Annotated in this window: 27 protein-coding genes; 13 read left to right on the forward strand and 14 right to left on the reverse strand. The window is 35.2% G+C overall.

Annotation, left to right across the window (positions count from 1 at the left end; genetic code table 11):
* Positions 1-30: 30 nt before the first annotated feature.
* The 4 genes from trpA (at position 31) to AC5YGG_RS03355 (ending at position 3231) form a co-directional block, all read left to right on the forward strand.
* Positions 31-765 carry a tryptophan synthase subunit alpha gene (trpA, locus tag AC5YGG_RS03340; protein ID WP_496143016.1) on the forward strand — a complete coding sequence of 245 codons (735 nt, stop codon included), beginning with the start codon at positions 31-33 and terminating at the stop codon, positions 763-765.
* Positions 766-796: 31 nt separating this feature from the next.
* Entirely contained in the window at positions 797-1525 is a 729-nt protein-coding gene (gene lipB / locus AC5YGG_RS03345; RefSeq protein ID WP_076553947.1) for a lipoyl(octanoyl) transferase LipB, read from the forward strand.
* 365 nt (positions 1526-1890) lie between these two features.
* Entirely contained in the window at positions 1891-2850 is a 960-nt protein-coding gene (locus AC5YGG_RS03350; protein WP_496143017.1) for a protein-glutamine glutaminase, read from the forward strand.
* Positions 2851-2919: 69 nt separating this feature from the next.
* A complete protein-coding gene (locus tag AC5YGG_RS03355) occupies positions 2920-3231 on the forward strand; it encodes a hypothetical protein (protein WP_496143018.1) in 312 nt (103 codons plus the stop codon).
* A 14-nt stretch (positions 3232-3245) separates the two neighbouring features.
* On the opposite strand, the gene AC5YGG_RS03360 is transcribed toward AC5YGG_RS03355, so the two are convergent.
* Positions 3246-3998, reverse strand: a complete 753-nt coding sequence (locus AC5YGG_RS03360; RefSeq protein ID WP_496143019.1) for an SDR family oxidoreductase — start codon at positions 3996-3998, stop codon at positions 3246-3248.
* Between the two features lie 234 nt (positions 3999-4232).
* On the opposite strand from AC5YGG_RS03360, the gene AC5YGG_RS03365 reads away from it, so the two are divergent.
* From AC5YGG_RS03365 to AC5YGG_RS03375, 3 genes are read left to right on the forward strand one after another with little or no spacing between them, the layout of a single operon-like run.
* Positions 4233-4865: an NAD(P)H-dependent oxidoreductase gene (locus tag AC5YGG_RS03365; protein WP_496143020.1), complete on the forward strand. Its 633-nt coding sequence runs from the start codon at positions 4233-4235 to the stop codon at positions 4863-4865.
* 30 nt (positions 4866-4895) lie between these two features.
* Positions 4896-5330, forward strand: coding sequence for a MarR family winged helix-turn-helix transcriptional regulator (locus tag AC5YGG_RS03370; protein WP_496143021.1), 435 nt, complete (start codon positions 4896-4898; stop codon positions 5328-5330).
* Positions 5331-5756 carry an organic hydroperoxide resistance protein gene (locus AC5YGG_RS03375; protein WP_496143022.1) on the forward strand — a complete coding sequence of 142 codons (426 nt, stop codon included), beginning with the start codon at positions 5331-5333 and terminating at the stop codon, positions 5754-5756.
* Positions 5757-5878: 122 nt separating this feature from the next.
* Here AC5YGG_RS03375 and AC5YGG_RS03380 read toward each other — a convergent pair whose 3' ends face one another.
* The 9 genes from AC5YGG_RS03380 to AC5YGG_RS03420 form a co-directional block, all read right to left on the reverse strand.
* The gene (locus AC5YGG_RS03380; protein ID WP_496143023.1) at positions 5879-6508 is read right to left on the reverse strand and encodes a peptide deformylase; all 630 of its coding nucleotides are present in this window, start codon (positions 6506-6508) and stop codon (positions 5879-5881) included.
* Positions 6509-6781: 273 nt separating this feature from the next.
* The gene (locus AC5YGG_RS03385) at positions 6782-7654 is read right to left on the reverse strand and encodes a ChaN family lipoprotein (RefSeq protein WP_496143024.1); all 873 of its coding nucleotides are present in this window, start codon (positions 7652-7654) and stop codon (positions 6782-6784) included.
* Between the two features lie 131 nt (positions 7655-7785).
* On the reverse strand, positions 7786-8814 hold the full coding sequence (locus AC5YGG_RS03390; protein ID WP_496143025.1) for a hemin-degrading factor: 1029 nt from the start codon (positions 8812-8814) through the stop codon (positions 7786-7788).
* A gap of 4 nt (positions 8815-8818) precedes the next feature.
* Positions 8819-9469, reverse strand: a complete 651-nt coding sequence (locus AC5YGG_RS03395) for a class I SAM-dependent methyltransferase (protein ID WP_496143026.1) — start codon at positions 9467-9469, stop codon at positions 8819-8821.
* A gap of 2 nt (positions 9470-9471) precedes the next feature.
* On the reverse strand, positions 9472-10245 hold the full coding sequence (locus AC5YGG_RS03400; RefSeq protein ID WP_496143027.1) for a heme ABC transporter ATP-binding protein: 774 nt from the start codon (positions 10243-10245) through the stop codon (positions 9472-9474).
* Positions 10245-11285, reverse strand: a complete 1041-nt coding sequence (locus tag AC5YGG_RS03405) for a FecCD family ABC transporter permease (RefSeq protein WP_496143028.1) — start codon at positions 11283-11285, stop codon at positions 10245-10247. The genes AC5YGG_RS03400 and AC5YGG_RS03405 overlap by 1 nt, the downstream gene beginning before the upstream one ends.
* On the reverse strand, positions 11269-12147 hold the full coding sequence (locus AC5YGG_RS03410) for a heme/hemin ABC transporter substrate-binding protein (RefSeq protein ID WP_496143029.1): 879 nt from the start codon (positions 12145-12147) through the stop codon (positions 11269-11271). The genes AC5YGG_RS03405 and AC5YGG_RS03410 overlap by 17 nt, the downstream gene beginning before the upstream one ends.
* Before the next feature lie 21 nt (positions 12148-12168).
* The gene (locus AC5YGG_RS03415; RefSeq protein WP_496143031.1) at positions 12169-13299 is read right to left on the reverse strand and encodes an HmuY family protein; all 1131 of its coding nucleotides are present in this window, start codon (positions 13297-13299) and stop codon (positions 12169-12171) included.
* A 13-nt stretch (positions 13300-13312) separates the two neighbouring features.
* The gene (locus AC5YGG_RS03420) at positions 13313-15427 is read right to left on the reverse strand and encodes a TonB-dependent receptor plug domain-containing protein (RefSeq protein ID WP_496143032.1); all 2115 of its coding nucleotides are present in this window, start codon (positions 15425-15427) and stop codon (positions 13313-13315) included.
* Positions 15428-15522: 95 nt separating this feature from the next.
* On the opposite strand from AC5YGG_RS03420, the gene AC5YGG_RS03425 reads away from it, so the two are divergent.
* On the forward strand, positions 15523-16335 hold the full coding sequence (locus AC5YGG_RS03425; protein ID WP_496143033.1) for a choice-of-anchor J domain-containing protein: 813 nt from the start codon (positions 15523-15525) through the stop codon (positions 16333-16335).
* A 184-nt stretch (positions 16336-16519) separates the two neighbouring features.
* Complete coding sequence (locus tag AC5YGG_RS03430; RefSeq protein ID WP_496143035.1) at positions 16520-17830, forward strand: T9SS type A sorting domain-containing protein; 1311 nt, start codon at positions 16520-16522, stop codon at positions 17828-17830.
* 73 nt (positions 17831-17903) lie between these two features.
* On the opposite strand, the gene AC5YGG_RS03435 is transcribed toward AC5YGG_RS03430, so the two are convergent.
* The 3 genes from AC5YGG_RS03435 to AC5YGG_RS03445 all read right to left on the reverse strand — a co-directional run bounded on the left by AC5YGG_RS03435 (position 17904) and on the right by AC5YGG_RS03445 (position 19790).
* Positions 17904-18194 carry a putative quinol monooxygenase gene (locus AC5YGG_RS03435; RefSeq protein ID WP_065393818.1) on the reverse strand — a complete coding sequence of 97 codons (291 nt, stop codon included), beginning with the start codon at positions 18192-18194 and terminating at the stop codon, positions 17904-17906.
* Positions 18195-18282: 88 nt separating this feature from the next.
* A complete protein-coding gene (locus AC5YGG_RS03440; RefSeq protein WP_496143036.1) occupies positions 18283-19170 on the reverse strand; it encodes a sulfite exporter TauE/SafE family protein in 888 nt (295 codons plus the stop codon).
* 212 nt (positions 19171-19382) lie between these two features.
* Positions 19383-19790 carry an RrF2 family transcriptional regulator gene (locus AC5YGG_RS03445; protein ID WP_076553966.1) on the reverse strand — a complete coding sequence of 136 codons (408 nt, stop codon included), beginning with the start codon at positions 19788-19790 and terminating at the stop codon, positions 19383-19385.
* 141 nt (positions 19791-19931) lie between these two features.
* Here AC5YGG_RS03445 and AC5YGG_RS03450 point away from each other — a divergent pair, with 141 nt between their 5' ends.
* The 4 genes from AC5YGG_RS03450 to AC5YGG_RS03465 all read left to right on the forward strand — a co-directional run bounded on the left by AC5YGG_RS03450 (position 19932) and on the right by AC5YGG_RS03465 (position 22607).
* The gene (locus AC5YGG_RS03450; protein WP_496143037.1) at positions 19932-20360 is read left to right on the forward strand and encodes a DUF4268 domain-containing protein; all 429 of its coding nucleotides are present in this window, start codon (positions 19932-19934) and stop codon (positions 20358-20360) included.
* Positions 20361-20471: 111 nt separating this feature from the next.
* A complete protein-coding gene (locus AC5YGG_RS03455) occupies positions 20472-21119 on the forward strand; it encodes a hypothetical protein (protein ID WP_496143038.1) in 648 nt (215 codons plus the stop codon).
* A 30-nt stretch (positions 21120-21149) separates the two neighbouring features.
* On the forward strand, positions 21150-21968 hold the full coding sequence (locus tag AC5YGG_RS03460) for a YegJ family protein (RefSeq protein ID WP_496143039.1): 819 nt from the start codon (positions 21150-21152) through the stop codon (positions 21966-21968).
* A 273-nt stretch (positions 21969-22241) separates the two neighbouring features.
* Positions 22242-22607 (forward strand): helix-turn-helix domain-containing protein, encoded by a 366-nt coding sequence (locus AC5YGG_RS03465; RefSeq protein WP_496143040.1) that lies wholly within the window; start codon positions 22242-22244, stop codon positions 22605-22607.
* A gap of 71 nt (positions 22608-22678) precedes the next feature.
* Here the strand turns inward: AC5YGG_RS03465 and gldG are convergent, their stop codons facing one another.
* The gene (gene gldG, locus AC5YGG_RS03470) at positions 22679-24349 is read right to left on the reverse strand and encodes a gliding motility-associated ABC transporter substrate-binding protein GldG (protein WP_496143041.1); all 1671 of its coding nucleotides are present in this window, start codon (positions 24347-24349) and stop codon (positions 22679-22681) included.
* Between the last annotated feature and the right edge of the window lie 2 nt (positions 24350-24351).

The raw sequence follows: 24351 nt of genomic DNA on the forward strand, positions 1-24351 counted from the left end.
CGATTTTTAGCATCATCAATTTAATACAAAATGAAAAAACTAAACATATATTTCACCGCAGGAATTCCACAACTGGAAGATACTGCAGACATTATACAACTGATTCAGGAGTCCGGAGCAGATATGATTGAGATCGGAATGCCTTATTCTGATCCCGTAGCAGACGGTCCTGTGATTCAAAAAGCACACGAACTGGCATTACAGAACGGAATGACCATCGAAAAACTTTTCTCACAGTTGAAAACAATTAAGGATAAAATCAATATTCCTATTATCCTGATGGGATATATCAATCCGGTATTGAGTTTTGGATTTGAAAAATTCTGCAAAGAATGTTCGGAAAGTGGTGTTTCGGGTTTAATTCTTCCTGACCTTCCACCTATTGAATTTAAGAAAAATTATCAGCATATCCTGAAACAATACCATCTTAATTTCACATTTTTAGTGACTCCGGAAACTTCGGATGAGAGGGTACAATATCTGGATTCTTTAAGCTCAGGTTTCCTTTATGCAGTAAGCTCCTCTTCTACTACCGGAAATGAAAATACAGTTTTAAAAAACGAAAATTATCTGTCCAGATTAGCAGATCTTCCTCTTAAAAACCCTGTCATGATAGGATTCGGGATCAAATCAAAGAATGATTTTGATAATGTAACTGAAAAAGCAGACGGCGGAATCATTGGAACTGCTTTTGTGAACGTTCTTCTGCAGGATAAAGATTGGAAAAAAAATGCCATAGATTTTATCCATTCCATAAAAGGGTAAAATTCACTAAATTTGTATATCAAAAATTGAAATGAATACAAATCAAAATAAAGCAGTAGAATTTGAAGATTTAGGAATCAAAGAATATCAGCCCGCTTGGGATTATCAGGAAAAACTGATGAAGGATATTATTGACACCAAAATAAAAAACAGAGACTTACCTGCAGAAGAGCATATTACGACTCCCAACCACCTTCTTTTTGTAGAACACCCCCATGTGTACACTCTTGGAAAAAGTGGTCATGAAGAGAATATGCTTGCCGGGATTGATAAGTTAAAAGAACTTGAAGCTACCTATGTAAAAACCAATCGCGGCGGAGATATTACTTATCACGGCTTTGGGCAGATCGTAGGATATCCCGTTCTTGATCTTGAAAATTTCTTTACAGACATTCATTTATATATGAGAAATCTGGAAGAGGTTATCATCAGAACAATTGGTGAATATGGTCTTAAAGGAGAACGTTCCCCGGGTGAAACAGGAGTATGGCTGGATGTAGGTAAACCTTATGCCAGAAAGATCTGTGCAATGGGGGTAAAAGCTTCCCGATGGGTTACTTTGCACGGATTTGCTTTAAATATCAATACCGATATGCGTTATTTTGAATATATTATTCCATGTGGGATCAAAGATAAGCAGGTAACTTCTTTAAAAAGAGAACTTGAAAGAGAATTGACTCCTGAAGAAATGGAAGATATAAAAGCTAAAATCAGAAAGCATTTTGCTGATGTTTTCCAGGCTGAACTGATCTACAAATAACCCCCAACAAAACATACTTTCCCTATGGATCTGAAATAATGATGCATAGGGACATTTTTTTATCCATAATCCATACAAAGTACAACAGGTACAAGGATAAACTTATATTAGGAAACTAGGTTTATCGCATTATTATAACTCATTAAGGGGCAGAATAAAAAATATATAATAGTTTGAAGCTACTGTATTGTAAAGCTATCATATCCTTTTATTTGAAATAAAACTTCACAATTTTATTCAGTTTAATATTTTTTTGTAAAAATTTCTTGCATATGTTTTATTTTTTCATAATTTTAATATCACTAAATAGTGAATAAGAATTTGTTATTTAGTGTACATTTTTAACCACCAAAATATTAAAAACTATGAAAAAAATTTTGCTATCCCTGATGGTATTTGTATCAGTACTATCTATTAATTCCTGTTCAGAATCAAGCGCCAATCAGGAAGTCGTAAATTCCGAATCCAAGGAAATTGTAATGAAAGACTTTGGAAGAACTGTTCCGGTAGGGATTGATAAAGAAGGTGATAAGTTTAAAGTCTCATTTATTCTTTCAGCGCAGCCTTATATGATTAAAGATACCAAGGAAAATGAAGTCTACATTTTCATGATCAGCGAGGCTGTGAAAAATGAATCTCCTGTTCGTATTTCCCTTAAAGGTAATTCCAATGAGATTGCAAAAGTGGAAAGCCCTACCATGGAAGATGTTCGTTTCTTTAAGTCTACCTTTACAAAAGAGGTAAAAACTGAAAAAGGAGCTGCCAACAGACTGGCAAGTGTAATTCCTGATCTGGCAACTTTAAACAGTTTATTCACTCAAATTAAAAATCAATCTTGTGGAACTACTACAGCATCTTCGCCTTGCATCACTTTCAGATATCCTGTAGACGGATGCTATGCAAGAGCGCACAAAATGAGACAAATCCTGAACAATGCCGGATATGAATGTGAAAAGCAATTCGTATATGGTAATTTAAGAGCTTCTACCGGTACGTGCTGTGTATCATGGGTTTATCACGTTGCTATTCTGGTAAGCTTTAAAAATGCTTCCGGAGTTGTGGAAAAAAGAATTATAGATCCTTCATTAAATTCTACTGGTCCCATCACAGATACAGCATGGAGAGCGGCATGTACCAACTCTACTTGCGGTTCTACTTCTGTTTCTTCATATGCTAATACACCTGGAAACGTATATTACAGAAGTACATCAGGATCTTTATTATATGATAACAATCTGGTAAATACCAACTGTACATTAACGGCATTCTCAGCACTTTCAGGCTGTTCAGCGCCGGTACCTAGTACTGCACATTGTGGATTCTAACTAACTTTTTATATAGCTCCTGCATTTATTCATATATTGCAGGAGCTTTTTACTTAATAATTTACTATTATGAAAGCCTGGATTTATTTATTAATACTGTTTACCATGATCACATCCTGTTCATCCCATTCTGAGTCTCAGAAACTCATCTGGTATAATAATGCCACCATCAACAATATCCTTGAAGATCCTGATCAACCGAAAGAAGTGGTACGGGTAGCTATTGGAATAAGTGCACAGGTATTTTATCTTTCAAAAAAATCTCCGGATTATAAAACCATGATGGAAAAGGTAAATCTAAGCTTCAAGAAAGGTAAAACCTATAATATAGGGGTTGAAAGTAAGACTAATATGATCAAAGAGATCAATGAGGTGAAGTAATTTCTATCAACGTCTTATCTTATCACCGATATTCCTGCGTCTACTTTGATTTCCGCTCCGTGAATATAAGAAGCTTCATCTGATGCCAGGAATAATACAACATTAGCAATTTCAATAGGTTCACCCTGTCTTTTAAAAGGTATTGTCGGGATCATATCCTGAACAGCACTTTCAATTTGTTCCGTAGTTAAGCCTGTATTGCTAAAAGTATTTGTTTTAATAGCGCCGGGGCTTACTGCATTTACACGGATGCCTTTTTCTGTAAGTTCTAATGCAAATGTTTTAATGAAAGATTGTACAGCAGATTTTGCCGCAGAATATATCGAAAAATTCTGTTTGGCAAATTCTGTAACCACAGAGGTAGTGAAAATAACTGAACTTCCTCGTTTCATTAACGGCAATATTTGTTGAACAGTAAAAAAAGGTCCTTTCACCAATACATTAAAAAGTTCATCAAACTCATCTTCTTTAACTTCTTCGATAGAGGTAAATTTTGCGTATCCTGCATTGGCAAAAAGCAAATCTATCTCTTCCGTATAGTTCTTAACTTCTTGTTGTAGATTCATGAGATCTTTAATATTTCCTGAATCTGATACTATGCCATACGCTCTGTCTCCTAGCTGTTGTAAGGCTTTATTCACTGTTTCTTCACTTCTTCCCGTAATAATTGCAGTTCCGCCTTCTTCAATAAATCGTTGGGCTGTGGCAAACCCCATTCCGTTGGTTCCGCCAGTGATCAAGGCAGTTTTGTTTTTAAATTTTTGCATCGTTTGTATTTTTTTGTAAAACAATATTACAGATATTTTTTGGTATCAATGCTAATTTTTTTCACAATTTTTCCCATCTTTTTTTAGGAAAAATAAAATTGCTGGAAATAAAATTTCTCAAAATTAAATTGTACACAATATAAATTTATGTATATTTGCAATGTCATTTTTATTATGCATTATCAAATTCAAGAAAAATGACGGAAATAGTTTAATTTAAAAACCAAAAAGAAAATGTCATTAATAGAAAACTTAAACTGGAGACATGCCGTAAAAGCATATGATCCTACAAAAAAAGTATCAACAGAAGATTTAAATAAGATCCTTGAAGCAACAAGACTTGCTCCTACCTCATCAGGATTACAGCCTTTCCGCGTTATTGTAGTGGAAAATCAGGAGCTAAAAGAAAAAATGGTTGCCGGAGCTCTAAATCCTGAAGTGATGAGAGATTCTTCCCATGTTTTGGTTTTTGCAGCCTGGGATAGCTATTCTAATGAGAAAATAGACAAAGTTTATGATTATCACACTGACGTAAGAGATCTTCCAAGAGGGCGTTTCAGCAGCTATACTGATAAAATCAAAGAAATATACGGAGCACAAACACCTGAGGAACATTTTGCTCATACAGCACGTCAAACTTATATAGCTTTAGGGATTGCCCTTGCACAGGCAGCTGAACTTAAAATTGACAGCACACCGGCAGAAGGCTTCAGTAATGCGGTAGTAGACGAGGTACTTGGATTAAAAGAATTAGGATTAAAAAGTGTAAGTCTTTTATACCTTGGATATCGTGATGAAGCTAATGACTGGCTGTCTTCTATGAAAAAAGTTCGTATTCCAATGGACGAGTTTATCATTAAAAAGTAATACCTTCACGAATCTTTCGTACCTCAACTTATGGAAAATTCAAATACCCCAAAATTAGAAAACCAAATCTGTTTCCCATTATATGTAATTGCCAAGGAAATCACAGGGCTTTACCGTCCTTTTCTTGATGAGCTTGACATTACCTATCCTCAATACCTTGTAATGATGGTATTATGGAATGGTGACGGACTTACGGTAAGCCACATCGGGGAAAAATTATTCCTGGATAGCGGAACATTAACTCCACTTCTTAAAAGACTTGAAACCAAAGGTTTTATAGTAAGAAAACGTAAAAAAGAGGACGAAAGAGTGGTTGAAGTATTTCTAGCTGATGCCGGAAAGGAGCTGCAGAAAAAGGCATGTGCAATTCCGGGGAAAATTCAGGAAAAAATAGGCATACAACCGGAGGAATTGTTAGAATTAAAGGAAACAGTCCTTAAAATATTAAATAAAATCGAAAAATAAATGAAAATCTTATATACAACAAAAGTTACTGCTACAGGAGGAAGAAACGGTCATGTAAAAAGTGAAAACGGAGTTTTGGACCTTGAAGTAAAAATGCCTAAAGCATTAGGTGGAGCGAATGATGAATTCACGAATCCGGAAATGCTTTTTGCTGCAGGATATTCTGCATGTTTTGACAGCGCATTGAACAGAGTAATCAGTTTAGGAAAAGTACAAACTGGTGAAACAACAGTTGCTGCTCAGGTAAGCATTGGACAAATTGAAAACGGAGGCTTTGGATTAGCTGTAGAGCTTGATGTGAATATTCCGGGAGTTTCTCTTGAAGAAGCACAAAGTTTAACGGAGAAAGCTCACCAGATCTGCCCTTACTCTAATGCAACAAGAAATAATATTGAAGTAAAACTTTCAGTAACAAACAACGGTTAATCCAATTTTTTTAATCATATTTATGAAATGATCTGTTTCGGATTCGAAACAGATCATTTTGTATTTTATAATGTTTTCTAAAACGCAAATTTCTACAATATCTTGTTTTAAGAGACTAGTGCTTATCTTTTATTCAAGTCATTTTTTTGATAAGCATCTATTTTTTTATAAGAATCATTTTTCTCTTTTTGTTTTTTATCGGAAATCAGAATTCCGAAAAGGTGATCAATTTCGTGCTGGAAAATAACCGCTGTGAAGCCCTCTACAATTTCTGAGTACTTCTGACCCTTTAAATCTACATATTCCAGCTGAATGACTTTACTTCTGTAAAACTGGTCTCTGAAATCCGGAATGGAAAGATCGCCTTCCGGACCAAGATTCTGTATATCAGATCTCCATACAATCACCGGATTAATAAAGTATTCCAAAGGCGTTCCTTCTTTATCAAAACGCTGTACCCAGATTACTTTTCTATTGATTCCCACCTGTGGCGCCGCTATTCCTACTCCCCCATCTGTGGAAAGAAGCGATTCTTTCATTCTTTTTACCAGCACTGCCGTATGAGGATCTATAGGATTAATTTCTGAAGAAAGATTCAGCAATGTTTTATGCTGATGATCATCTGTAGTCTGATAAATAGGTAACGCAGTGTTTACATCACCCTGATTAATGATTGATAATTCACCGGAGGTTAGTTTTTGGGCATTAAATAAACCAACAACAAGTATAAATAGAATGGATAATTTTTTCATTTGGATTGAATGTAGTACAAAGGTAGAAATTGTGGAAGAAAGATGGAGAATTATGTCGTTTTTTTAGTTTTAGCTAAATCCGTTTCCTTTTTTGAATATAAAAAGCGGGCTAAAGCCCGCTTATATCGAATTCTATATTATTTTGATAATATTTATTTTGCAAAAGTCTGATCATAGCCGGATAAAAACAGCTTGGCTGGATTTCTACGGCATGACAAAAATTCTATTAAAAATCCTGCGAAATTCACATGATCTGGTGAGAAATAATAATGATTAAAAAGTCTTCGTCATATCTGCCGGAATAATGAGATTAAATTCTGTTGGAATATAATCTTTTAAAGGTACTTTCAGTTCCGGATCTTCTGATTCAAAAACAGAAATGACAGCCATTTTCAGGTTCGGATTTTTCTGTTTGATGTACCAATAAGTTCCGCCAAATTCTTTACTGTGATAGTTTCCGTTATAATGAATGAAAGTTTTACCCTGTTGAATATTTTTCAGGATAGATTCTGCCATTGTAGCATCTTTTGTTGCTTGTGCGGAGATGAAATTCATCACTTTTGTTCCTTCGGCATGATCTCCCATCATGGCTTTCATTTCTCTATATCCGGGAGTATCCAGACTTACTTTGATGGGCAACTTAGCAATATAGGTTTTCTCCTTTTCAGTTAATCTGTTTAGAGATTCCAGACCTTCTTTTGCTGTCTGGGATGCATATCTTCTGGGAATATTGGTTGCAATAAAGCTTATTTTTTTGTTTTTAGCAAAATCTACTAAAGGTTTATAATCGGTTGCATAATTATTCCATAAACGGGCTGAATCTTTTAATGTTTTTGCATCAAATTTTCCGCTTAAATATTGGTTTAGCTGAGACTGATTATCTCTTTCAAACATTTCTGCTCCCAGAATAAGCTGTCCGTTTTTCTTTTCATATAAAGCTTCGGTAATTTTAAGCTGAAGCCAGTGATTGATAGAGCTGTTATGATTTTCTCCGAAGAAAACAACGTCGTAGTCCGCTAATTCCTTCACTAATTTATCAGTTTTTATTTCCTTTCCTTTTTTGTCATAAAATTGATATGCTTTAAAGTCCTGAGCACTTAAAGAACAGAAGCCTGCAAGCAATATCGCGATGAAAATATTCTTCATTTTATATCTTACAATTTAATTTAACCACAAATTACATAAATATCTGGCATCAATAACCATTTCTCTTTTTTCCATAAAAAAGACCGCTTTGAATTTACAAACAAAACGGTCTTATTCAAATCATCTAATTATTAATTATCAAGTGTTGCCACAAGATCTTTCCATTCTTGAAGTTCAGGAATTCCCGGCTTTCTTTTTCCGAAAAACTGAACAATAAAGTCTCCTTCTTTGTTGAATACCTCAACGGCTGTAACTTCTCCATCTTCTGTTGGTTTTTTAACGATCCATGCTTCAGCAATTTTCGTTACATCCAGATGAAGGTTGAAATCCGGATCCATTACATTGAACCACTGCTGGTGCCAAAGTGTTTTCTTTACATTTCCAGTATGAATCTGGATAATTCCTCTGTTTCCGACGAAAATCATGATCGGAGTGTTCTTTTCAGAAGCATCTTCAAGGATATTCACCACTTTGGAATTATCAATTTTCTTGGTAAATCCTTCTGGTGCCAATCTTAAAGACTGTGTTCTGCTTACACCGAATTTTCTGGTCATCATGAAGAAATCGTGAGTATCTTTTAACTCAGTCCATGCTTTTTTGAATCCTTCTACATCTATTTCAGCATCTGGTTTTTCAGCCTGCTTCGGAGCTACAGCTTCAAAAGTAAAAGCCTCACTCTGATCTTCCGCTCTGAATTTCTCAACAATTGCACTGAAAGCATCGTCGTTACTATTCTTTGTTAAATAGATCTTATGCAAAGCCAACCCGTCTTTACCGAAGAACTGAAGACTTTTTTTGTCTCCTTCTATTACTGCAAATGCGAATTTCCAGTGGTTAAGGAAGATTCTAAGATCAATATCTTCTCCAACGAAAAGCTGAGCATGAGGGCTGCTGAAATCGCCGTTCTGATAGATTCCTTTTCTTTCATGAACACATTCATCATTGCGGGTAAGCGCCATTACTTTTCCCAATTGTTCTGCTTCAGTAAGAATTCCGGGAAAATCAGGGTTCAAAACCACTACCTCTTCTCCTATGCTTGTCACTAATAATTCGGCTTCACTTACTCCTAATTGTGCGGCAGCATTTCTTATTCTTATGTGTGGATTTTCTGCTTTCAGAGCTTCCCATTTCTCCTTTAAATCATTAACTAATGTGCTCATTATCTTATTTTTTTATGGTTAAAATTGTATAAATTCTTTGTATTGTTTCGTTTCCTGTTTTGCTTTTTATCTGTTCTTCTTTTTCAGAAGCCTTCATTCTTTTAAAATAGCTTTGGGAAATAAGTTGTTCCATTTCATCATTGTTGTACAGGGTAAAATTATAGGCTGTAAACGGAAGTTTCTCCATGAAATCTTTTTGCCCGAAAGTAAGAACGAACGTCCCGCTATCTTTTAAAACTCTATAGATTTCATTTAAAAATTCTACAGGATTTTCCCAGAAGTAAACCGTATTTACAGTGAATATTTTATCAAAAGTCTCATCCTCAAACGGGAGCTTTTTCCCTTCATACAGTACAAAGCCAGCATTATCTCCGAATTTTTTATTGAGTTTTTTGGCTTCTTTATGCATGGTTTCGGAAATATCGATTCCTGTGTACTTCAGACCTTGGGCAAGATTCAGAATATTCTGTACGTGTCCTGCATTTCCATGTCCTATTTCAAGGATCTTTTCATCGTCTTCTACCAAAAGGGTTCTGATACTTTCTAATGTCATGCCGATATTAGTGGCATTCATCATTTCACCGATTTCTATACCTTTTTCTCCCTGGGGATTGGCAAGATTTTGTGCAAGGATTTTTAGTTCTTCTTTTTCCATGGTTATCCAAAAATGATCATTGGGTTATTGGTAATAGGGTGTCCGCAAATGGTACATGGAAAATTGTAGGCTTTACTTATCGTTTCGGCTGTAAAAACTTCTTCCGGTGTTCCATAGGCAGATACCTTTCCTGATTTCATTAAGAGTATCTTATCTGCAAACTGAGCAGCAAGGTTCAGATCATGTAAAACTACAATCGCACTATTGGCTTTTTGGGTAAAATTTTTAATAATTTCCAATGCTTTATATTGGTGTTTTACATCCAAATTGTTTAATGGCTCATCCAAAAATACCAGCTTATGCGTAATATTATTTTGCAGCTGAGCCATTACTCTTGAGAGATGAACACGTTGCTTTTCTCCACCTGATAATGTGTTATAATCTCTGTCTTTCAAATGAAAAACGTCTGTTTCATACATCATATTATTCATGGCTTCAAAATCTTCCTTTCCCGGCTGAGCATCAAAATAAGGATACCTTCCCATCATCACTACATCTTTTACCTGTAAAGGGATCTCATTAGAATTATGTTGGGAAAATTTGGATTTGTGCTGAGACAATTCTTTTACATCCCAATCTGCAATAGGTTTTTCTTTAAATAAAATATTGGTTTTTCCTTCTTTTACTTCATTGGCAAGAACACTTAAAAGGCTGGACTTTCCTGCTCCGTTAGGACCAACAATTGCTAAAAATTCTCCATAGCCTAATGATACATCTACACTGTCAAGAATTTTAAAATTCCTGTGAAGATAATTGATCTGATGTGCTTTTATCATTAGAGAGATTTTTTAAATTTAATTAAAATAGCAATAAAAATAGGTCCTCCGATCAGTGAGGTTAAAATACCAATCGGCAGTTCGGATGGTGCTACAATACTCCTGCTGATGGTATCTGCAATTAAAAGCAAAATGCTTCCTAAAATAGCAGACAATGGCAAAATAAAAACATAGTTTGACTTAAATAAAAGTCTTAAAATGTAAGGTACAATAAGCCCTACAAAACCTATAGTCCCAGAAAATGCCACACAGGTTCCTATCATCAGAGAAGTGATAATCACAATCTGTTTTTTCAGTCTTTCTACATTGATTCCTAAGTGCTGTGCGTCTCTTTCTCCTAGCATCATTGCATTCAAAGCTTTTCCTTTTGGTAATAAAACGAGGTAAGAAATGATCATTACCACTACCAAAACAATATTCTTGGTCCAGGTTGCCGCTGCAAGGCTTCCCATATTCCAGAATGACAGATCTCTCAACTGCTCATCTTTTGAAATATAGATCAGGAATCCCGTAATTGAGAAACCTATGGAAGTAATTGCTACTCCGCTTAACAGCATCATGACAACGTTTGTTTTTCCTGCGCTTGTAGAAATTCTGTACACCAGCATCATGGCAAGTAAAGCTCCGATGAAAGCTGAGATTCCTACTAAGGAAAACTGCACGATTTCGGGAAGATATTGCTTAAAGTGTCCTCCCAAAACGATAGCAAAAGCTGCCAGAAGTGTAGCTCCCGACGTTAGCCCAATTGCTTCACCCGTTGCCAAAGGATTTTTAAATAAACCTTGTAAGGTAGTTCCTGAAACAGCCAGCATACTTCCTATCAGGATTGCCATGATAATTCTGGAGGTTCTTACGTCCCAGATTACATATTTGTCACTCAACGATAAATTCGGGTCACCTTTTATAAATTGGCTTAATACGGTAAATGGTGAGACACCATTAAAATCGTAAACGCCGATATAAAGTGCCACAACAGCCAGAATAACCAGCAATATGGCACTTATGGTAAGATAAAAGTATAGTTTACTTTGTGTTTTCAATTAAAAGTTTGTTTAATCCTACTGCTGCTTCTCCTAGTCTCGGTCCAAAACCTGACACTAATCCTCCATCCATCGCGATGATCTTCTTATTTTTTCCGGCATTGGTTTGGGAAACACCCGGCATTTTAAGTGCGCCTTCGTTTCCTCCTGCTCCCTGTAATCCTGTTTCAAAGAAAAAGAGTACATCTGGGTTAGCTTTTACAACGGCTTCCGGAGTCAATGGTTTAAAATCTTCAAAATCATTCACTGCATTTTCACCTCCAGCAAGGTTGATTAATGAAGCCATCGGTGTGTTTTTACCGGCAACCATCAGCATATTTCCTCTTGCGTAGATGAACAATACTTTCGGTTTTTTAGCAAGTGGCTGTACTTGTTTAAGATCTGCGTCTATTTTATCGTTTAATTTTTGATAATCTGTATTCCCTACTGCTTTTGCAACGTCTTCAATCAGCTTTTTAGTTCCTTCAACGGTATATTCCTGCTTGAAAATTTCTGCTTTAATCCCTGAGGTTTTAATTTTCCCTAATAATTCAGGATTGATATCTTTATCTGAAGCAAGGATCAGGGTGGGACTTACAGCCATAATCGGCTCAATAGTCATAGACCTTACATGTCCCAAATCTTTAGCTGTTGATTTTAAGCTTTCAGGATAAGTACTGGTAACATCCGTTCCCACGATTTCTTTTTCGTGACCTAAAGCACTTACGATTTCAGTAATTCCACCACTAAGGGAAACTATTTTATTGTTGGTTTTCGGAGCATCAGAAGTAGCTTCCGTTGTATTTTCTTTTTTCGCACCTTCTTCTTTTTTGCAAGAGTATACTGCTACAAGAACAGAAGCTGCAAGGATAAATTTCTTCATGATATACTATTATTTGATTTATTATAATGGATCGAAGTCAAAGCTTGTGAAACCACGTTCTCCTGCTTTGCTTTTCATGGAACGGAATTTCACTTTAAAATAAAAGCCATTGGTATCTTTCAGAATAAAGAAACGATCTGAGTATACAAACGGAACAGGGTTATCTGACGTTCCGGTAGTCGTTCTCCATTTATCTCCGATAGCTCTGTGATCATTGAAAATAAATTTGTTTGGGTCAACATCCTTTAATTTAAATGCTGCATATGCCTGCTCAAGATTTCCGGTAACATTTACCTGATATGCTCCTACTCCTTCAAGCGTATTAATGGTTACGAAATCTGCATAAAAATAACTTCCTGCACTATTTCCCGGTCCCATAAATACTTCATTGGTAAAGGTTGTAAATCCAATATCCCAGCTTTTTTTCTTAGGATGGATCTTTGCAGGCATTCCTGTTTTAAGATTGAAAAAGGCAAAATTATATTCTGGATCTTTGGCAATGATATATTCTTCAATTTTGCTTCCGTTTTTTACATCACCATAACGAATTTTGTATCCGTTGGCAGCCCTAAGAATCTGAACTTTTTTCCATCCTATCAAATCTCCGGATAAGGAAACTGAACCTGGACCGATATTGGAGACAGCCGGAATTTCTCTTCCTAAATTGACAAGATACACAGGATTATCCGCATCGTTTTCTTTAATAGGATCAATTCCTGTGGTCTGTGTTAAGAAATTACCATTCGGATTGTCCACATACTTCATGTTTTCAGCATCAAATGTTCCTACCTGGGCAATTTCCTTTAGATTGGTAATATCGGATTCTTTTACTTTACTGATATCGGTAGCATTAGGTATTTTGATTACTGTCATGGCAAGAGACCCGTTGATGATTACCCTGAAATCTTCACCGGTATAGAATCCAAGACTCCAGTCTGTTCGTCTATTAACTGTTTTTCTGGGTTCCTTTTCACCTTTCGCCATATCACTCAGATCAATCCAGACCTGATTCGGTTCAGTAGCTCCTCCTACCGGAACATCCACTGAAGAACCTGCGATAGGCGGTGCCGGAACTTTATCCTCGTCAGCAGAAACACAAGACTGTGCAGCTAGCATTACGGAAAGGATAGAGAATATTTTTAAATACTTCATAGTAATTTATTATTTAAAATTGAAAGGTTAATCTGGCAAAGTAACTTCTGCCATAATATAAATTCACGACACCTGTAGGAGCAGTAGTAGCATGAGCATCTGCCTTCATAGCCGTAGAATTGATACTGGTAACATCAAAGATATTTTTAACTCCGGCTGAAAGTTCCAGATGATCTTTCCAGAAAGGCTGGCTTACAATAAAATCCATCATATGGAAACCGTCTGTTTTCCCAAGCTTAAATCCATTTTGTTCATTTTCAAAAACATACAACCTTCCTGGTCCTGTATATTTATAGTAAAGGGCAAATGAAGTTCCCGGATTTTTCAGTTTATAGTTGGCTGCTGCTCCTGCCTGAAACTGGAACTGATAATCGGTAGGTGAAGTATGATACATTGATTTCATGGCTACAGAAGTTCCTCCTAAAGCACTTCTTAAGGAAAGTCCAAACTGATCTTTTTTAAAATCTACATTGGCTGAGAACAACATATTTCTATATTTATCCATATTCCTGAACTGGTAAGTAGAAGGCTCTTTTATAAGCATCATCTCAATTTTGTCACACACATCAAGGTATAAACCACTTACGCTATATGCGATCTTCCAATCATTACCCGTTACGAAACTCTGATCCCAGAATGCTCCTGTAGAAAAACCTTTCTCTGGGGTCAGATCAGGATTTCCCTGAATGTCATGATTTAGATTTACAAAAAATGTATAAAGCTCTTCGTAAGTAGGAAAACGATTTGCGGTACCTGCAACGAGTCTTAAATTTGAATTTTCAGACGTTTTATATCTTGCAGAAAGTGAATAATTAAACTGATTATTGAATTTTTCACTCACTGAAAGTCTGGCTCCGGGTCTTACTGAGAATTTATCAGAAATATTCCATTCTCCTGAAATAAAGTTTGAGTAGGTAAATAACGTTCTGTTGATGGCTTTCTCAAAAAACTTTCCGGCAATTAATGAAGCAAAACCATCCGTATAATCTAATTCATATCCCAATTGAAAATCAAAGGTTTTACTATCAAGGAAATTACTGAACATCCCTCTTGAATAGAAGACATTCGTTTTATAGTAAGAACGCTCCTCTTCTTTATCTAAGACCGATCTGTTAGGAATATCATAATTATAATCCTGAAACTTTCTATCCTGAGTCTGGTAAGAAAAATCTCCCATATACTGGATATGCCCCAGATGGGTCTGAATATTAAACTGATGAATCCATCTGCTCGTATTATATTCTCGGTCATAACTTCTGTATAAAGCGCCGCCATTTCCATCATTCAGAGGATCTACATTCACTTCCGGATTATAGAAATTAAATTTCTCATTCAGGTAAGAAAGTTTATAGTATAAAGAAGTTTTGTTCTTTGTATATCGGATCAGGGCAGAGGCATCGTATTGATCTTTAGGATTCCATTCGTATCCTCTTTTCAGATCGTTTTCAAAATATTTATAGCCTTTTTTATCTCCTTCATAGCCCATAAACTGATTATGGTTAAAGTTGATATTCGCAAACCAGTTATTGTCAATATTATAATCTAAGTTAACATTCTGGATATGTCTTCCGTTTCCTTTCTTTTTAATATCGTAATTATTTCTCACCGTTTCTTCCTGAGAAGAAGCCCTGATACTGATCTTTTTTGAACTGCTCTTTTTGGTAATAATATTGATAACTCCGGCAAGTGCACCGTTTCCATATTCTACCCCCATGCTTCCCTTCACAATCTCGATTCTTTCAATGTTGTTCAGGGATAACTTGGTAAGGTCAATATTACTTCCTAAACCTGTATCTCCTACAACGGGAATATTATCAATAAGGATTTTTACATAGCTTCCATCCAGCCCCATCATATTGGCAGTAGAGTTTCCTGAACGTGTATCCGGAGTGATTTGAATGTTAAGACTTTGATTTAAAACATCAGCCACATTGGTAGCCGCCATGTTTTTGATCTGTTCAGCATCTATTACTTCAACCTTATATATGGATTTGTTGATGGATCGCTGCATGTATTGCCCCGTGATGACAACTTCTTCAATTTTCTTTTGATTAAGAGAATCCTTTTCTTGTGCATTCATCCAAAAAGCAATGGATAATGTAAGAATGGAAAGCACTTTCTTCTTCATAAGGGTAAAAATTTCGACAAATATAAAACTTTTATTTAGAATCATTAAAAATAAATATATACTTTTGTATAATAATTCTAAATAAAGATTGACTTATGAAATTAAAATTACTTTTAGGAACTCTGATGTTTACCGCTTTTACAGCTAAGGCTCAGGTGCCTACCATCCATGAAAACTTTGATAACTTTACGATTGGAAACACTACGTTCCCACAGTTTGGCTGGTCTGCAATAACAGCTCCTATGGTAACGATACCAGGACCACCACCCGTTCCGCCAAGAATGATAGTGGCGGGAACTGCCAACAGAGCTGTTCAGTCTTATTCAGGGACTAATCCTACGGGGTCATCATATTTAATCTCTCCTCAGATACAGGCTCCATCGGGAGATAAGACCGTTACATTCAATGCAACTTTGGTAGATCCATCTCCCGGTACGGGAACTATTCAGGTAGGTCTTGCCTCTAACCCTGCGGATATGGGTACATTTGTGCCGGTAGGTGATCCAGCTACTGTAACCACTATTGGAGCGATTAAAAGTATAAGTGTAAACATTCCGGCTTCTTCTTCCTCTTACATTGTATTTAAATTTACACCTACTTCTGTTCATACTGCCATCCAGATTGATGATGTAGTGTACGATACAGCTGCTTCATTAGGAGTAAATGATAAGAAATTTTCAAAAGAAGAGGTTAAATTCGTTGTCAATTCAGATAATACTTCTCTGGAATTTGTATCGAAAAAAGATCTTAAAAACGTCAAAATCTACGCTTCATCTGGTCAGAAAATCATAGAAGGTAAACCAAACGGACAAAAATTCAATATCAGCAATCTGAAGACTGGTGTTTATTTTATTGTGATAGAAACTGCTGATGGAAAAACCATTCAATCAAAATTCATTAAAAAATAAGGTTTATTAGACTATTATTCACATTTATAGAGTCGGAAGATGTATTTCTTCCGGCTTTTATTTTACAATACATTTTTACTATTAAGTGTAAAACACGATAAAAATCATGTTTTTATTTAGAATCATTAAAAATAAATATATACTTTTGTAGAATCATTCTAAATAATGAATTAAAAAATAAGTTATGAAAACAAAACTATTATTGGCTTCTATATTGGCTTTTACTGTTCAGCAGACGGTTTTAGCACAGACAGATGCACTAGGATACACACAGGCAAACTTGACAATGGGGAACGGATATCAGAATCGTGTATTCTTTAATTTTGCAGACGGAAATATAATTTCTCAACCTGCAAATACATGGGACATTGCTTTCTACAGAAATTCTATTTATTCAGTTGGAACAAGAATCAATGATGCTAAAAATATTGAAGTTTATACAGCTGCTACAAGTTTAGCTGAATGGGATAACATCAATATCAGCAATGAAGATTCATGGGGTGAGCCTCTTTATAATCCTGACCAAACTACTGACTGGAGTCAGGGAGCACTTGAACAGGGACCTATTACAGGATCTAATCCGAATATTCCTTCTACAGGATGGGGAGTTTACAACCCTGTCAACCATCACATTACCGGAAAGACGATTTTCGTTTTAAAATATGCGTCTGGTGCTTATGTGAAATTTGCCATTGAAGATGCATTCGCAGGATATACGTTCAAATATTCTAAATGGAACGGAACAGCATGGGGACCTACGGAAACCAGAACCTTACCAAACGGCGCAGATGATTCTTTCTTCAATTATTTTTCATTTGATACAGGAGAAAAAGTTCCTAACATGGAGCCTTCAAAGAATTCCTGGAACTTAATGTTTACGAGATATTTTACAGATTATCCTTATGTTGATCAGCAGGGCAATCCGCAAACCATGAAATACAGAATGTCTGGGGTGATTCAAGCTCCAAATATCACGGTAGCCAAAGTAAGACCGGAAGCTCAGGCAATAGCAACGGGTAATATACCGGCTACATTCTCAAGTAATATTACAACAATCGGGCACTCATGGAAGCCTACTTCCGGTGTACATGCTGATGCAGTTTATTATATTAAGCAAGGATCAGACTACTACAGAATGTATTTCGTTTCCAATGAAGGCACTCAGACAGGAAATATGTACTTCAAATATAAAAAACTTTCCGGATCTCTGGGAATCACTGAAGTAAGTAAAAAAGCTTCTTTCGGAATTTATCCGAACCCTACGGCAGCTGATAAAAAGGTAACCATTTTATTCGATGTTAAAGAAAAAGCAAGCAATAAAGGAAATGTAGAGGTCTATGATCTTACCGGAAAAAAAGTACATACTGCTGAATTAACAAATCAAACTGGATTTTACAGACAGGATATGAATCTTTCTCACCTTCCTTCAGGAAACTATATGGTAAAAATTACCTATGGCGGAAGTACAGAAACGAAAAAACTTATTGTAAAATAATATTTACTCTAAATACTTTCTATTTTTTCTAATAAAAGGCGGTCTTCAGAACACTGAAGCCGCCTTTTTTATTTTAGTAGATCTTAAATCCTTTATATACTTCCACAGTACTTTCCATCATCTTAGAAGCATCTTTACGGAAATCCAATAAATGGTCCTGTCCGTTGTGCCTGTTATGATGATCAACGCTTTCCCAAAGTTCAATCAGAAAAAAAGTGCCTTTGTTATCTTTATCTTCAATAAGATCATATTGCAGACAACCTTCTTCTTTTCTCGTTTCCTTTACCAGGTTTTGAAAAAGCTCTACCGCTTCCATCAAATAGTTTTCATTAAACTTAAAAAGTGCAATGATATGTAAATTCATGTTCTAATATTTAGTGATGTAAAAGTAAAATATTTTCAAAACCAAATATATTTTTGATCCGTTTATTTTTCAATAATGCAATATATTTTTAACTTAATACTGATTTATAAATAGTTATAGAACTCATTACAATCACCAGAATTCCAATTACCAGAAACATTTTTTTCACCGGAAGTCTGGCGGTAAGCATTGCTGAAAACGGAGCTGTAATAATACCTCCGATCAGAAGCCCTAGAATGATATTCCAGTGCTGGATTCCTAAGGTAAAGAAGAAGGTAACCGCAGCTGTAATCGTCAGAATAAATTTTGCGACTGTAGAACTTCCGACAGCAAATCTTGGAGTAAAAGCATTTTTAATCAAGGTTCCGGTTACTAACGGTCCCCAGCCTCCTCCTGCAAAAGAGTCTATAAAACCTCCGATCACTCCCAGCCTTGTAAGATTGGTTTTTCTCTTCAATGCCTTACTTTGTTTCTCCTTAAAAGCATTGGAAAGTATCTGAAATCCGAGATATAAAGTATAAAAAGCAATAATGGTTTTGGTAATCTTTGCATAATATTCTCCAAGATAAGTAAGACTCACAGCACCGATAATGGCACCAATAACAGCCGGAACAGCAAGTTTCTTTACCAGACTTTTGCTTACATTCTTAAGCTTAATATGACTTACACTTCCTGCTGCCGTTGTAAAGCTTTCTGCAGAATGAATACTTGCACTTACAATATGCGGCGGGATATTAAGAAACATAAGTGTAGTTGTACAGATTACACCATACCCCATTCCCATAGATCCGGCTACAATCTCGGCAAAAACGCCTACCAAAAGCATCCAATAAAATATATAATTATCTTTCGCAAGAATATTCAAAAGCTCATCCAGATATCCCAACTCATACATCGAAAAAAATGTAAGCAAAAGCAATCCGAGTGTAACAAAAAATACATTAAGCCTTATTTGAACCTTTCGTGTAATAACCATATTATAGAATTATCAATTGAACAATTTGGATATTATTTTTATGAGTATTAAGAACAGCAGAAAGTCTCCATCTCTTCCCTACAGCAGTTTGATTTGCTATCAATGTATCTTCTTTTGAAATCATAGTCTAGGCATTTGATATCTTACAAATATCCAATAAAAATATTATCCTACCAAAAAAGTAGACTATTAATTCAAAAAAAAGGACCAGGTCAGTCGACCAGATCCATTAAAGTTTTCTTCTCCAAAATATTGAGTGATGCATCCCGAACTTCGATGAGTACATCGTGTAATCCACAATGGTCTTCATTGCAGTCATCACATTTTTCATAAAAATTAAGACTTACACATGGAAGCATCGCAATGGGACCATTCACAAGTCTGATAATTTTTGCAAGTTTTACATTTTCAGGATTCTCTCTGAGGAAATATCCTCCACCCTTTCCTTTTTTACTGTCAAGGATCTCTGCTTTTTTCAGTTCAAGCAGAATATTTTCTAAAAACTTTAAAGGTATTTTTTTATGTTCCGCAATTTCGGAAATAAGAACCGGACCTTCATTTCTTTTTTCTACAAGATATGAAAGTGCCTTAAACGCATATTGAGATTTTTTTGAAAGCATTACGACAAAAATAAGAAAATTGTTTAATATGTTTAAAGTAAAAGGTAAAATTGCAGATTTGCCTGTTCACCACTATTCATTTTTACTTTTTGATCTACCACAATTTTGCCTTTTTCCTATTAAATGATTATGTTTGCCCCTATGTTCAGTAAACAAGAAGCGCAGCAATTAAAAAAAGAATTTTGGACAGCTTTTGGAAAATCGTTTCCAAGAAAATGGCTCCTGTACGATACCAAAGTAAAGGATATGGCATTTAAATTCTCTGCAGACAACAAAAAAGCAGAAGTTTCTCTAGACATCGAAATGAAAGATGAAATTTTCCGTAATGCTTATTATGAAAAGATCTGGTCCCTGGAAGATATTTTAAAGGATTCTATTGGTGATTTTCATAAGGAAGAGTACTTTACCCTTGAAAATGGTAAGATAATCAGCCGTATTTGGGTAGAAAAACATAATGTTTCAGTTTTTAACAAAAATACCTGGCAGGAAATTTTTGAATTCTTTGTGGACAAGATGGACGGTTTTGAAAGATTTTATTATGAATATGAGGATTTTATAAAGGACATATAAAATATTTACGAAATAAATACCGTTTTACACTTTAGGTTAAGATAAAAAAGAAAGACTATCTTTGCCTTAACCACTTAAACTAATAGATGAAACTAAATAACATGATTAAAAATGAGAAAAGTGTACAAAAACATTTTTGGAGAAGTTATCTCCAAAAGCAATGCTGTAAAATTAGATGAGTATCATCTGTATTATTATGAAAGTGATTCTGATATACTGAAAGAAATTGAATTCATCAATGATGACAGTATATACAACATCAACTACTTCTTAAGTGAAGGCGATAATGAGGAAGAAATTCTTAATTATCTGAAGGAAAAATCCGATTTTTTTGATATTGAAAAAAGAGAATCCATCGATGGATTTATTATTTCCACTAATAAACTTTATTCATTATCTGTTGACGAACTGCCTTTAATATCAAAAACAGTTTTTAAAACTGATGATCCTGAAAATTTCATCTGTTCACAGGTAATAGATAATGAAACCCAAGAGCCACAGCTTGAAAAAACTGTAAAGTGCTGGTATACGACTGATGAAAATGGTGAAAAATATGCCGCCATAGAATGCAGTTACCAGGAGGACGGAAAACTGGAACTTGCCATTGCTAAAACTGCAGATCCTGATAATGAGCAAAACTGGGCACATTATGAGTATGAAACTTTTCAGGAACTTCAGGAACAATGCCCTGTAGATATAAGCTATTATAAAACGGCAGTATTACTACCAAAGGAAGCTTATCAGGACCACGAGTCGTAAAGACTTACATCAATCAAACTTATTTATTATATGGAAGAAAACTCAATTTTTTTTGCTGATGGAAATGATCCGGAAATGATCAATGCATTTAAAAAAGCTCAGGAAACTTTTAAATATTTTTGGCGTGAACAATCATGGGAATACAGAAGAATTATCCCAGGGCTTAATGTATCATGCGTGAAAGTAGCTTTTTCAGAGAAAAATGAAGCTGGAAAATTAGATGTTGAGCATATGTGGATCAATGACGTTTTTTTTGATGGAGACAGTATCAAAGGCTACCTGATCAACGAGCCCAATACATTGAAAAATGTACAGATGGGAGACTATATTGAAATTCCCCTTACGAATATCAGCGACTGGCTTTTTGCGATTACTCCAAGTGTTCAAAAACCTAAAGGGCTTTCAAAATTATTTTCTTCGTCATCTGAACCGCTTCCCAGAACTTATGGTGGATTTACCATTCAGAAAATGCGTTCAGATATGACAGCTTCAGAAAGAAAAGATCATGATAATGCATGGCAGCTGGATTTTGGCGATTTCAATGATATTCAAATTGTAAACAAGCAGTCTGAAGAACCTGAAAACCTCGTTGAGCATCCGATGAGCGTAAATATGAAGGAAAAATTCCTTGAGTTTTTACAACAAAATCCTGATGAATTAAAACATAGTGACGAGAATGGGCTTACTTTGCTTCACAGAGAAACCATTGCAGGAAACTTAACGATTGTAAAAGTTGCCCTGGAAGCCGGAGCAGATAAAAGTGTTCAGTCTAAAGCAGGAAAAACAGCATTGGATTATGCGAAACAACTGAACTGGGAGCATATTATCCCTGTGCTGGAGAATCAATAAAACTGAAAAATAATTAGAAGAATAAAGTAATAAAAGAGAAGCTGTAAGGTTTCTCTTTTTTTTATATAACCATAAAATTTTTATAACACTTAAGTCCAATATAAGTTATTATTTATACTGTTGATGAGAGCACTTAAGCTTCAGTTTTCATCTTGACAGAAATTGATGCTTTTAGAATATATTGAGAAATATAAAATGTATTCAATAAATAGATTTTAAAGTTCTCTATCATTTTTTTTATATTTGTATAAAGACACAAATAAATAGGTCATTATGGAAAAGCTAAGAAATCTAAGAAAGCAAAGAGGCTACACACAAGAATATATGTCTAATATCATCTCAACAGATGTTTCAAACTATTCCCGAAAAGAGAATGATGAAGTAAGAATTTTTGATGATGAATGGGAAAAATTAGCAAAAGCGCTTAATGTGCCTGTAGAAGAGATCAAAGAGGAAAGACCAGGACGTGTGGTTAATAATGATAATTTAACTTTTAACGATCAATCTGCAAATAATAATTTTAATCAATATTATAATATTCCCAATTCTATTGTAGAGAATTTACAAAGCTACATTAAAGTTTTGGAAGAGCAGATTGTAACATTGAAAGAAGAGAATAAGAAATTGAAAAGTAAATAGAATACTGATTCTTTTAACGATTGATAAACTATAAAAAAGCCCGGAAGAAAAATCTTCCGGGCTTTTTTATTTTAACCAAATTTCTTCTTTCTCAACCAGAAGAACAGTCCTCCGATAAGACCAATTAATACTAATGGCAGTAATAAATTCAGCCATTGCCAATTTGTTCTTTCTTCTTCTATTCTATGTCTGTCGAGAAGTCTTTCTTCGATGTTTCTGTTTCTTAATTCCATCAGATTACTGTCGTCCAACAAATAATCCAGTGCGTTTCTAAGGAATTGCTCGTTTCCGAACTGCTCGTTTGTCAGCATATCAACTCCCAGCGGAAGTGGTTTTCCTTTGATCACTTTATTTCTTCCAACGTCTCCGTCTGCAATAACGATCATTTTATTTTCAGGGCTTGATGCTTTAAAGCCAGGGTAAGATTTTCTTTCAATTCTTGAAGCATATGCAGAATTGAATTTCCCTTCCAATGCTACGGCAAAGATCTTCGGTGTACTTGGTTTTTCCATTTGTCCAAGGCTGTCTACACTTGCAATTTCTTTAAGATCTACATAATTTGGGACCTGCTTCAATAATGTTCTTTCACTGGATTCAAAAAGAACTTTTGTTTTGATATTCTTTCTTCCTCCCAATGTATCAATTGAAGTAGGAAATTCAAATTTTACAGGATTGATATTTTTTGTAATCGGATTATTGTCTTCAGCAATTCCCAGCGGATAATATGGCCAAGGAAGGCTTGTAAACTGCGGGTTTCCGCTCACCTCTCCCGTTACGAGCTTCAGTAATGCAAATTTCTTTACATCTTTTACCAAAGCAGTATTGATTCTTAAACCATAATTGAAGAAAAAGTCTGTCATATTAATATCAATCGGGAAAGGCATTACCTTTTTAGACCTTGTCAGTGTATCCATTTCGGAATTTACGGCATCAATCATCCAAAGCGTTTTCCCACCATTCATGATATATTGATCAAGAATTACTTTTTCATTATCGGTAAAAGCTTTTCGCGGTTTTGCAATGACCAAAGCACTCATCTGCTTCAATAAAGGAAGGTCTTCAAGGGTAAGCTCAGTTTGATTTTTAGGAATAACGGGACCTGCATCGTAGTTTTCCATTGCCAGCTGTACAAAACCCTGAAATTCATCCGGGCTCAATTCATCCTGATTTACCAGAATTCCTACTTTCTTTCTTTTATCTGCCGCAATATTTTTAATATTTGAAACCAGACTGTATTCCAATCCTTCAATGGATCTTGTAAGCTGCTGATCAGCATCAATACCTGCCTGCTGTACAATTAACGGAATAGAAACTCCTGCTTTATCATATTTAATAACCGCATATGGGAAAATGGTAATCTGCGTAAACTTTCCATCTTTAGAATCCGGAAGGTATGAAGGTTGCATTCCCATTGCAGCCAGGCTATCATTGGATATTTTAGACTTTAGCGGATCGATAAATTTAAAATCAATCTTTGGATTCACTTTTCGGAATTCTTCCAGCATAAACTTCGTTTCTCCCTGAAGCTGTTTAAAGCTTGCCGGAAAGTCTCCTTCAAGGTAAACCTCTACGGTTAAAGGTTTTTTAACAGATTCCAATACTTTAATAGTACTGTCTGAAAGGGTATATCTTTTTTCCTTTGTTAAATCTAGTCTAATCCCTGAATAGGTAAGAATAATGACTAAAGGAATGATAGCAAATAAGAAAATCCCAAGTGGAGATTTAGCATTGATCTTCTTCATAA

The sequence above is a fragment of the Chryseobacterium sp. CS2K3 genome (genome assembly GCF_059515185.1).

Coding starts and splice junctions, on each gene's coding strand:
- trpA (WP_496143016.1), top strand. CDS start 31: ATGAAAAAACTAAACATATATTTCACCGCAGGAATTCCACAACTGGAA.
- lipB (WP_076553947.1), top strand. CDS start 797: ATGAATACAAATCAAAATAAAGCAGTAGAATTTGAAGATTTAGGAATC.
- AC5YGG_RS03350 (WP_496143017.1), top strand. CDS start 1,891: ATGAAAAAAATTTTGCTATCCCTGATGGTATTTGTATCAGTACTATCT.
- AC5YGG_RS03355 (WP_496143018.1), top strand. CDS start 2,920: ATGAAAGCCTGGATTTATTTATTAATACTGTTTACCATGATCACATCC.
- AC5YGG_RS03360 (WP_496143019.1), bottom strand. CDS start 3,998: ATGCAAAAATTTAAAAACAAAACTGCCTTGATCACTGGCGGAACCAAC.
- AC5YGG_RS03365 (WP_496143020.1), top strand. CDS start 4,233: ATGTCATTAATAGAAAACTTAAACTGGAGACATGCCGTAAAAGCATAT.
- AC5YGG_RS03370 (WP_496143021.1), top strand. CDS start 4,896: ATGGAAAATTCAAATACCCCAAAATTAGAAAACCAAATCTGTTTCCCA.
- AC5YGG_RS03375 (WP_496143022.1), top strand. CDS start 5,331: ATGAAAATCTTATATACAACAAAAGTTACTGCTACAGGAGGAAGAAAC.
- AC5YGG_RS03380 (WP_496143023.1), bottom strand. CDS start 6,508: ATGAAAAAATTATCCATTCTATTTATACTTGTTGTTGGTTTATTTAAT.
- AC5YGG_RS03385 (WP_496143024.1), bottom strand. CDS start 7,654: ATGAAGAATATTTTCATCGCGATATTGCTTGCAGGCTTCTGTTCTTTA.
- AC5YGG_RS03390 (WP_496143025.1), bottom strand. CDS start 8,814: ATGAGCACATTAGTTAATGATTTAAAGGAGAAATGGGAAGCTCTGAAA.
- AC5YGG_RS03395 (WP_496143026.1), bottom strand. CDS start 9,469: ATGGAAAAAGAAGAACTAAAAATCCTTGCACAAAATCTTGCCAATCCC.
- AC5YGG_RS03400 (WP_496143027.1), bottom strand. CDS start 10,245: ATGATAAAAGCACATCAGATCAATTATCTTCACAGGAATTTTAAAATT.
- AC5YGG_RS03410 (WP_496143029.1), bottom strand. CDS start 12,147: ATGAAGAAATTTATCCTTGCAGCTTCTGTTCTTGTAGCAGTATACTCT.
- AC5YGG_RS03415 (WP_496143031.1), bottom strand. CDS start 13,299: ATGAAGTATTTAAAAATATTCTCTATCCTTTCCGTAATGCTAGCTGCA.
- AC5YGG_RS03420 (WP_496143032.1), bottom strand. CDS start 15,427: ATGAAGAAGAAAGTGCTTTCCATTCTTACATTATCCATTGCTTTTTGG.
- AC5YGG_RS03425 (WP_496143033.1), top strand. CDS start 15,523: ATGAAATTAAAATTACTTTTAGGAACTCTGATGTTTACCGCTTTTACA.
- AC5YGG_RS03430 (WP_496143035.1), top strand. CDS start 16,520: ATGAAAACAAAACTATTATTGGCTTCTATATTGGCTTTTACTGTTCAG.
- AC5YGG_RS03435 (WP_065393818.1), bottom strand. CDS start 18,194: ATGAATTTACATATCATTGCACTTTTTAAGTTTAATGAAAACTATTTG.
- AC5YGG_RS03440 (WP_496143036.1), bottom strand. CDS start 19,170: ATGGTTATTACACGAAAGGTTCAAATAAGGCTTAATGTATTTTTTGTT.
- AC5YGG_RS03445 (WP_076553966.1), bottom strand. CDS start 19,790: ATGCTTTCAAAAAAATCTCAATATGCGTTTAAGGCACTTTCATATCTT.
- AC5YGG_RS03450 (WP_496143037.1), top strand. CDS start 19,932: ATGTTCAGTAAACAAGAAGCGCAGCAATTAAAAAAAGAATTTTGGACA.
- AC5YGG_RS03455 (WP_496143038.1), top strand. CDS start 20,472: ATGAGAAAAGTGTACAAAAACATTTTTGGAGAAGTTATCTCCAAAAGC.
- AC5YGG_RS03460 (WP_496143039.1), top strand. CDS start 21,150: ATGGAAGAAAACTCAATTTTTTTTGCTGATGGAAATGATCCGGAAATG.
- AC5YGG_RS03465 (WP_496143040.1), top strand. CDS start 22,242: ATGGAAAAGCTAAGAAATCTAAGAAAGCAAAGAGGCTACACACAAGAA.
- gldG (WP_496143041.1), bottom strand. CDS start 24,349: ATGAAGAAGATCAATGCTAAATCTCCACTTGGGATTTTCTTATTTGCT.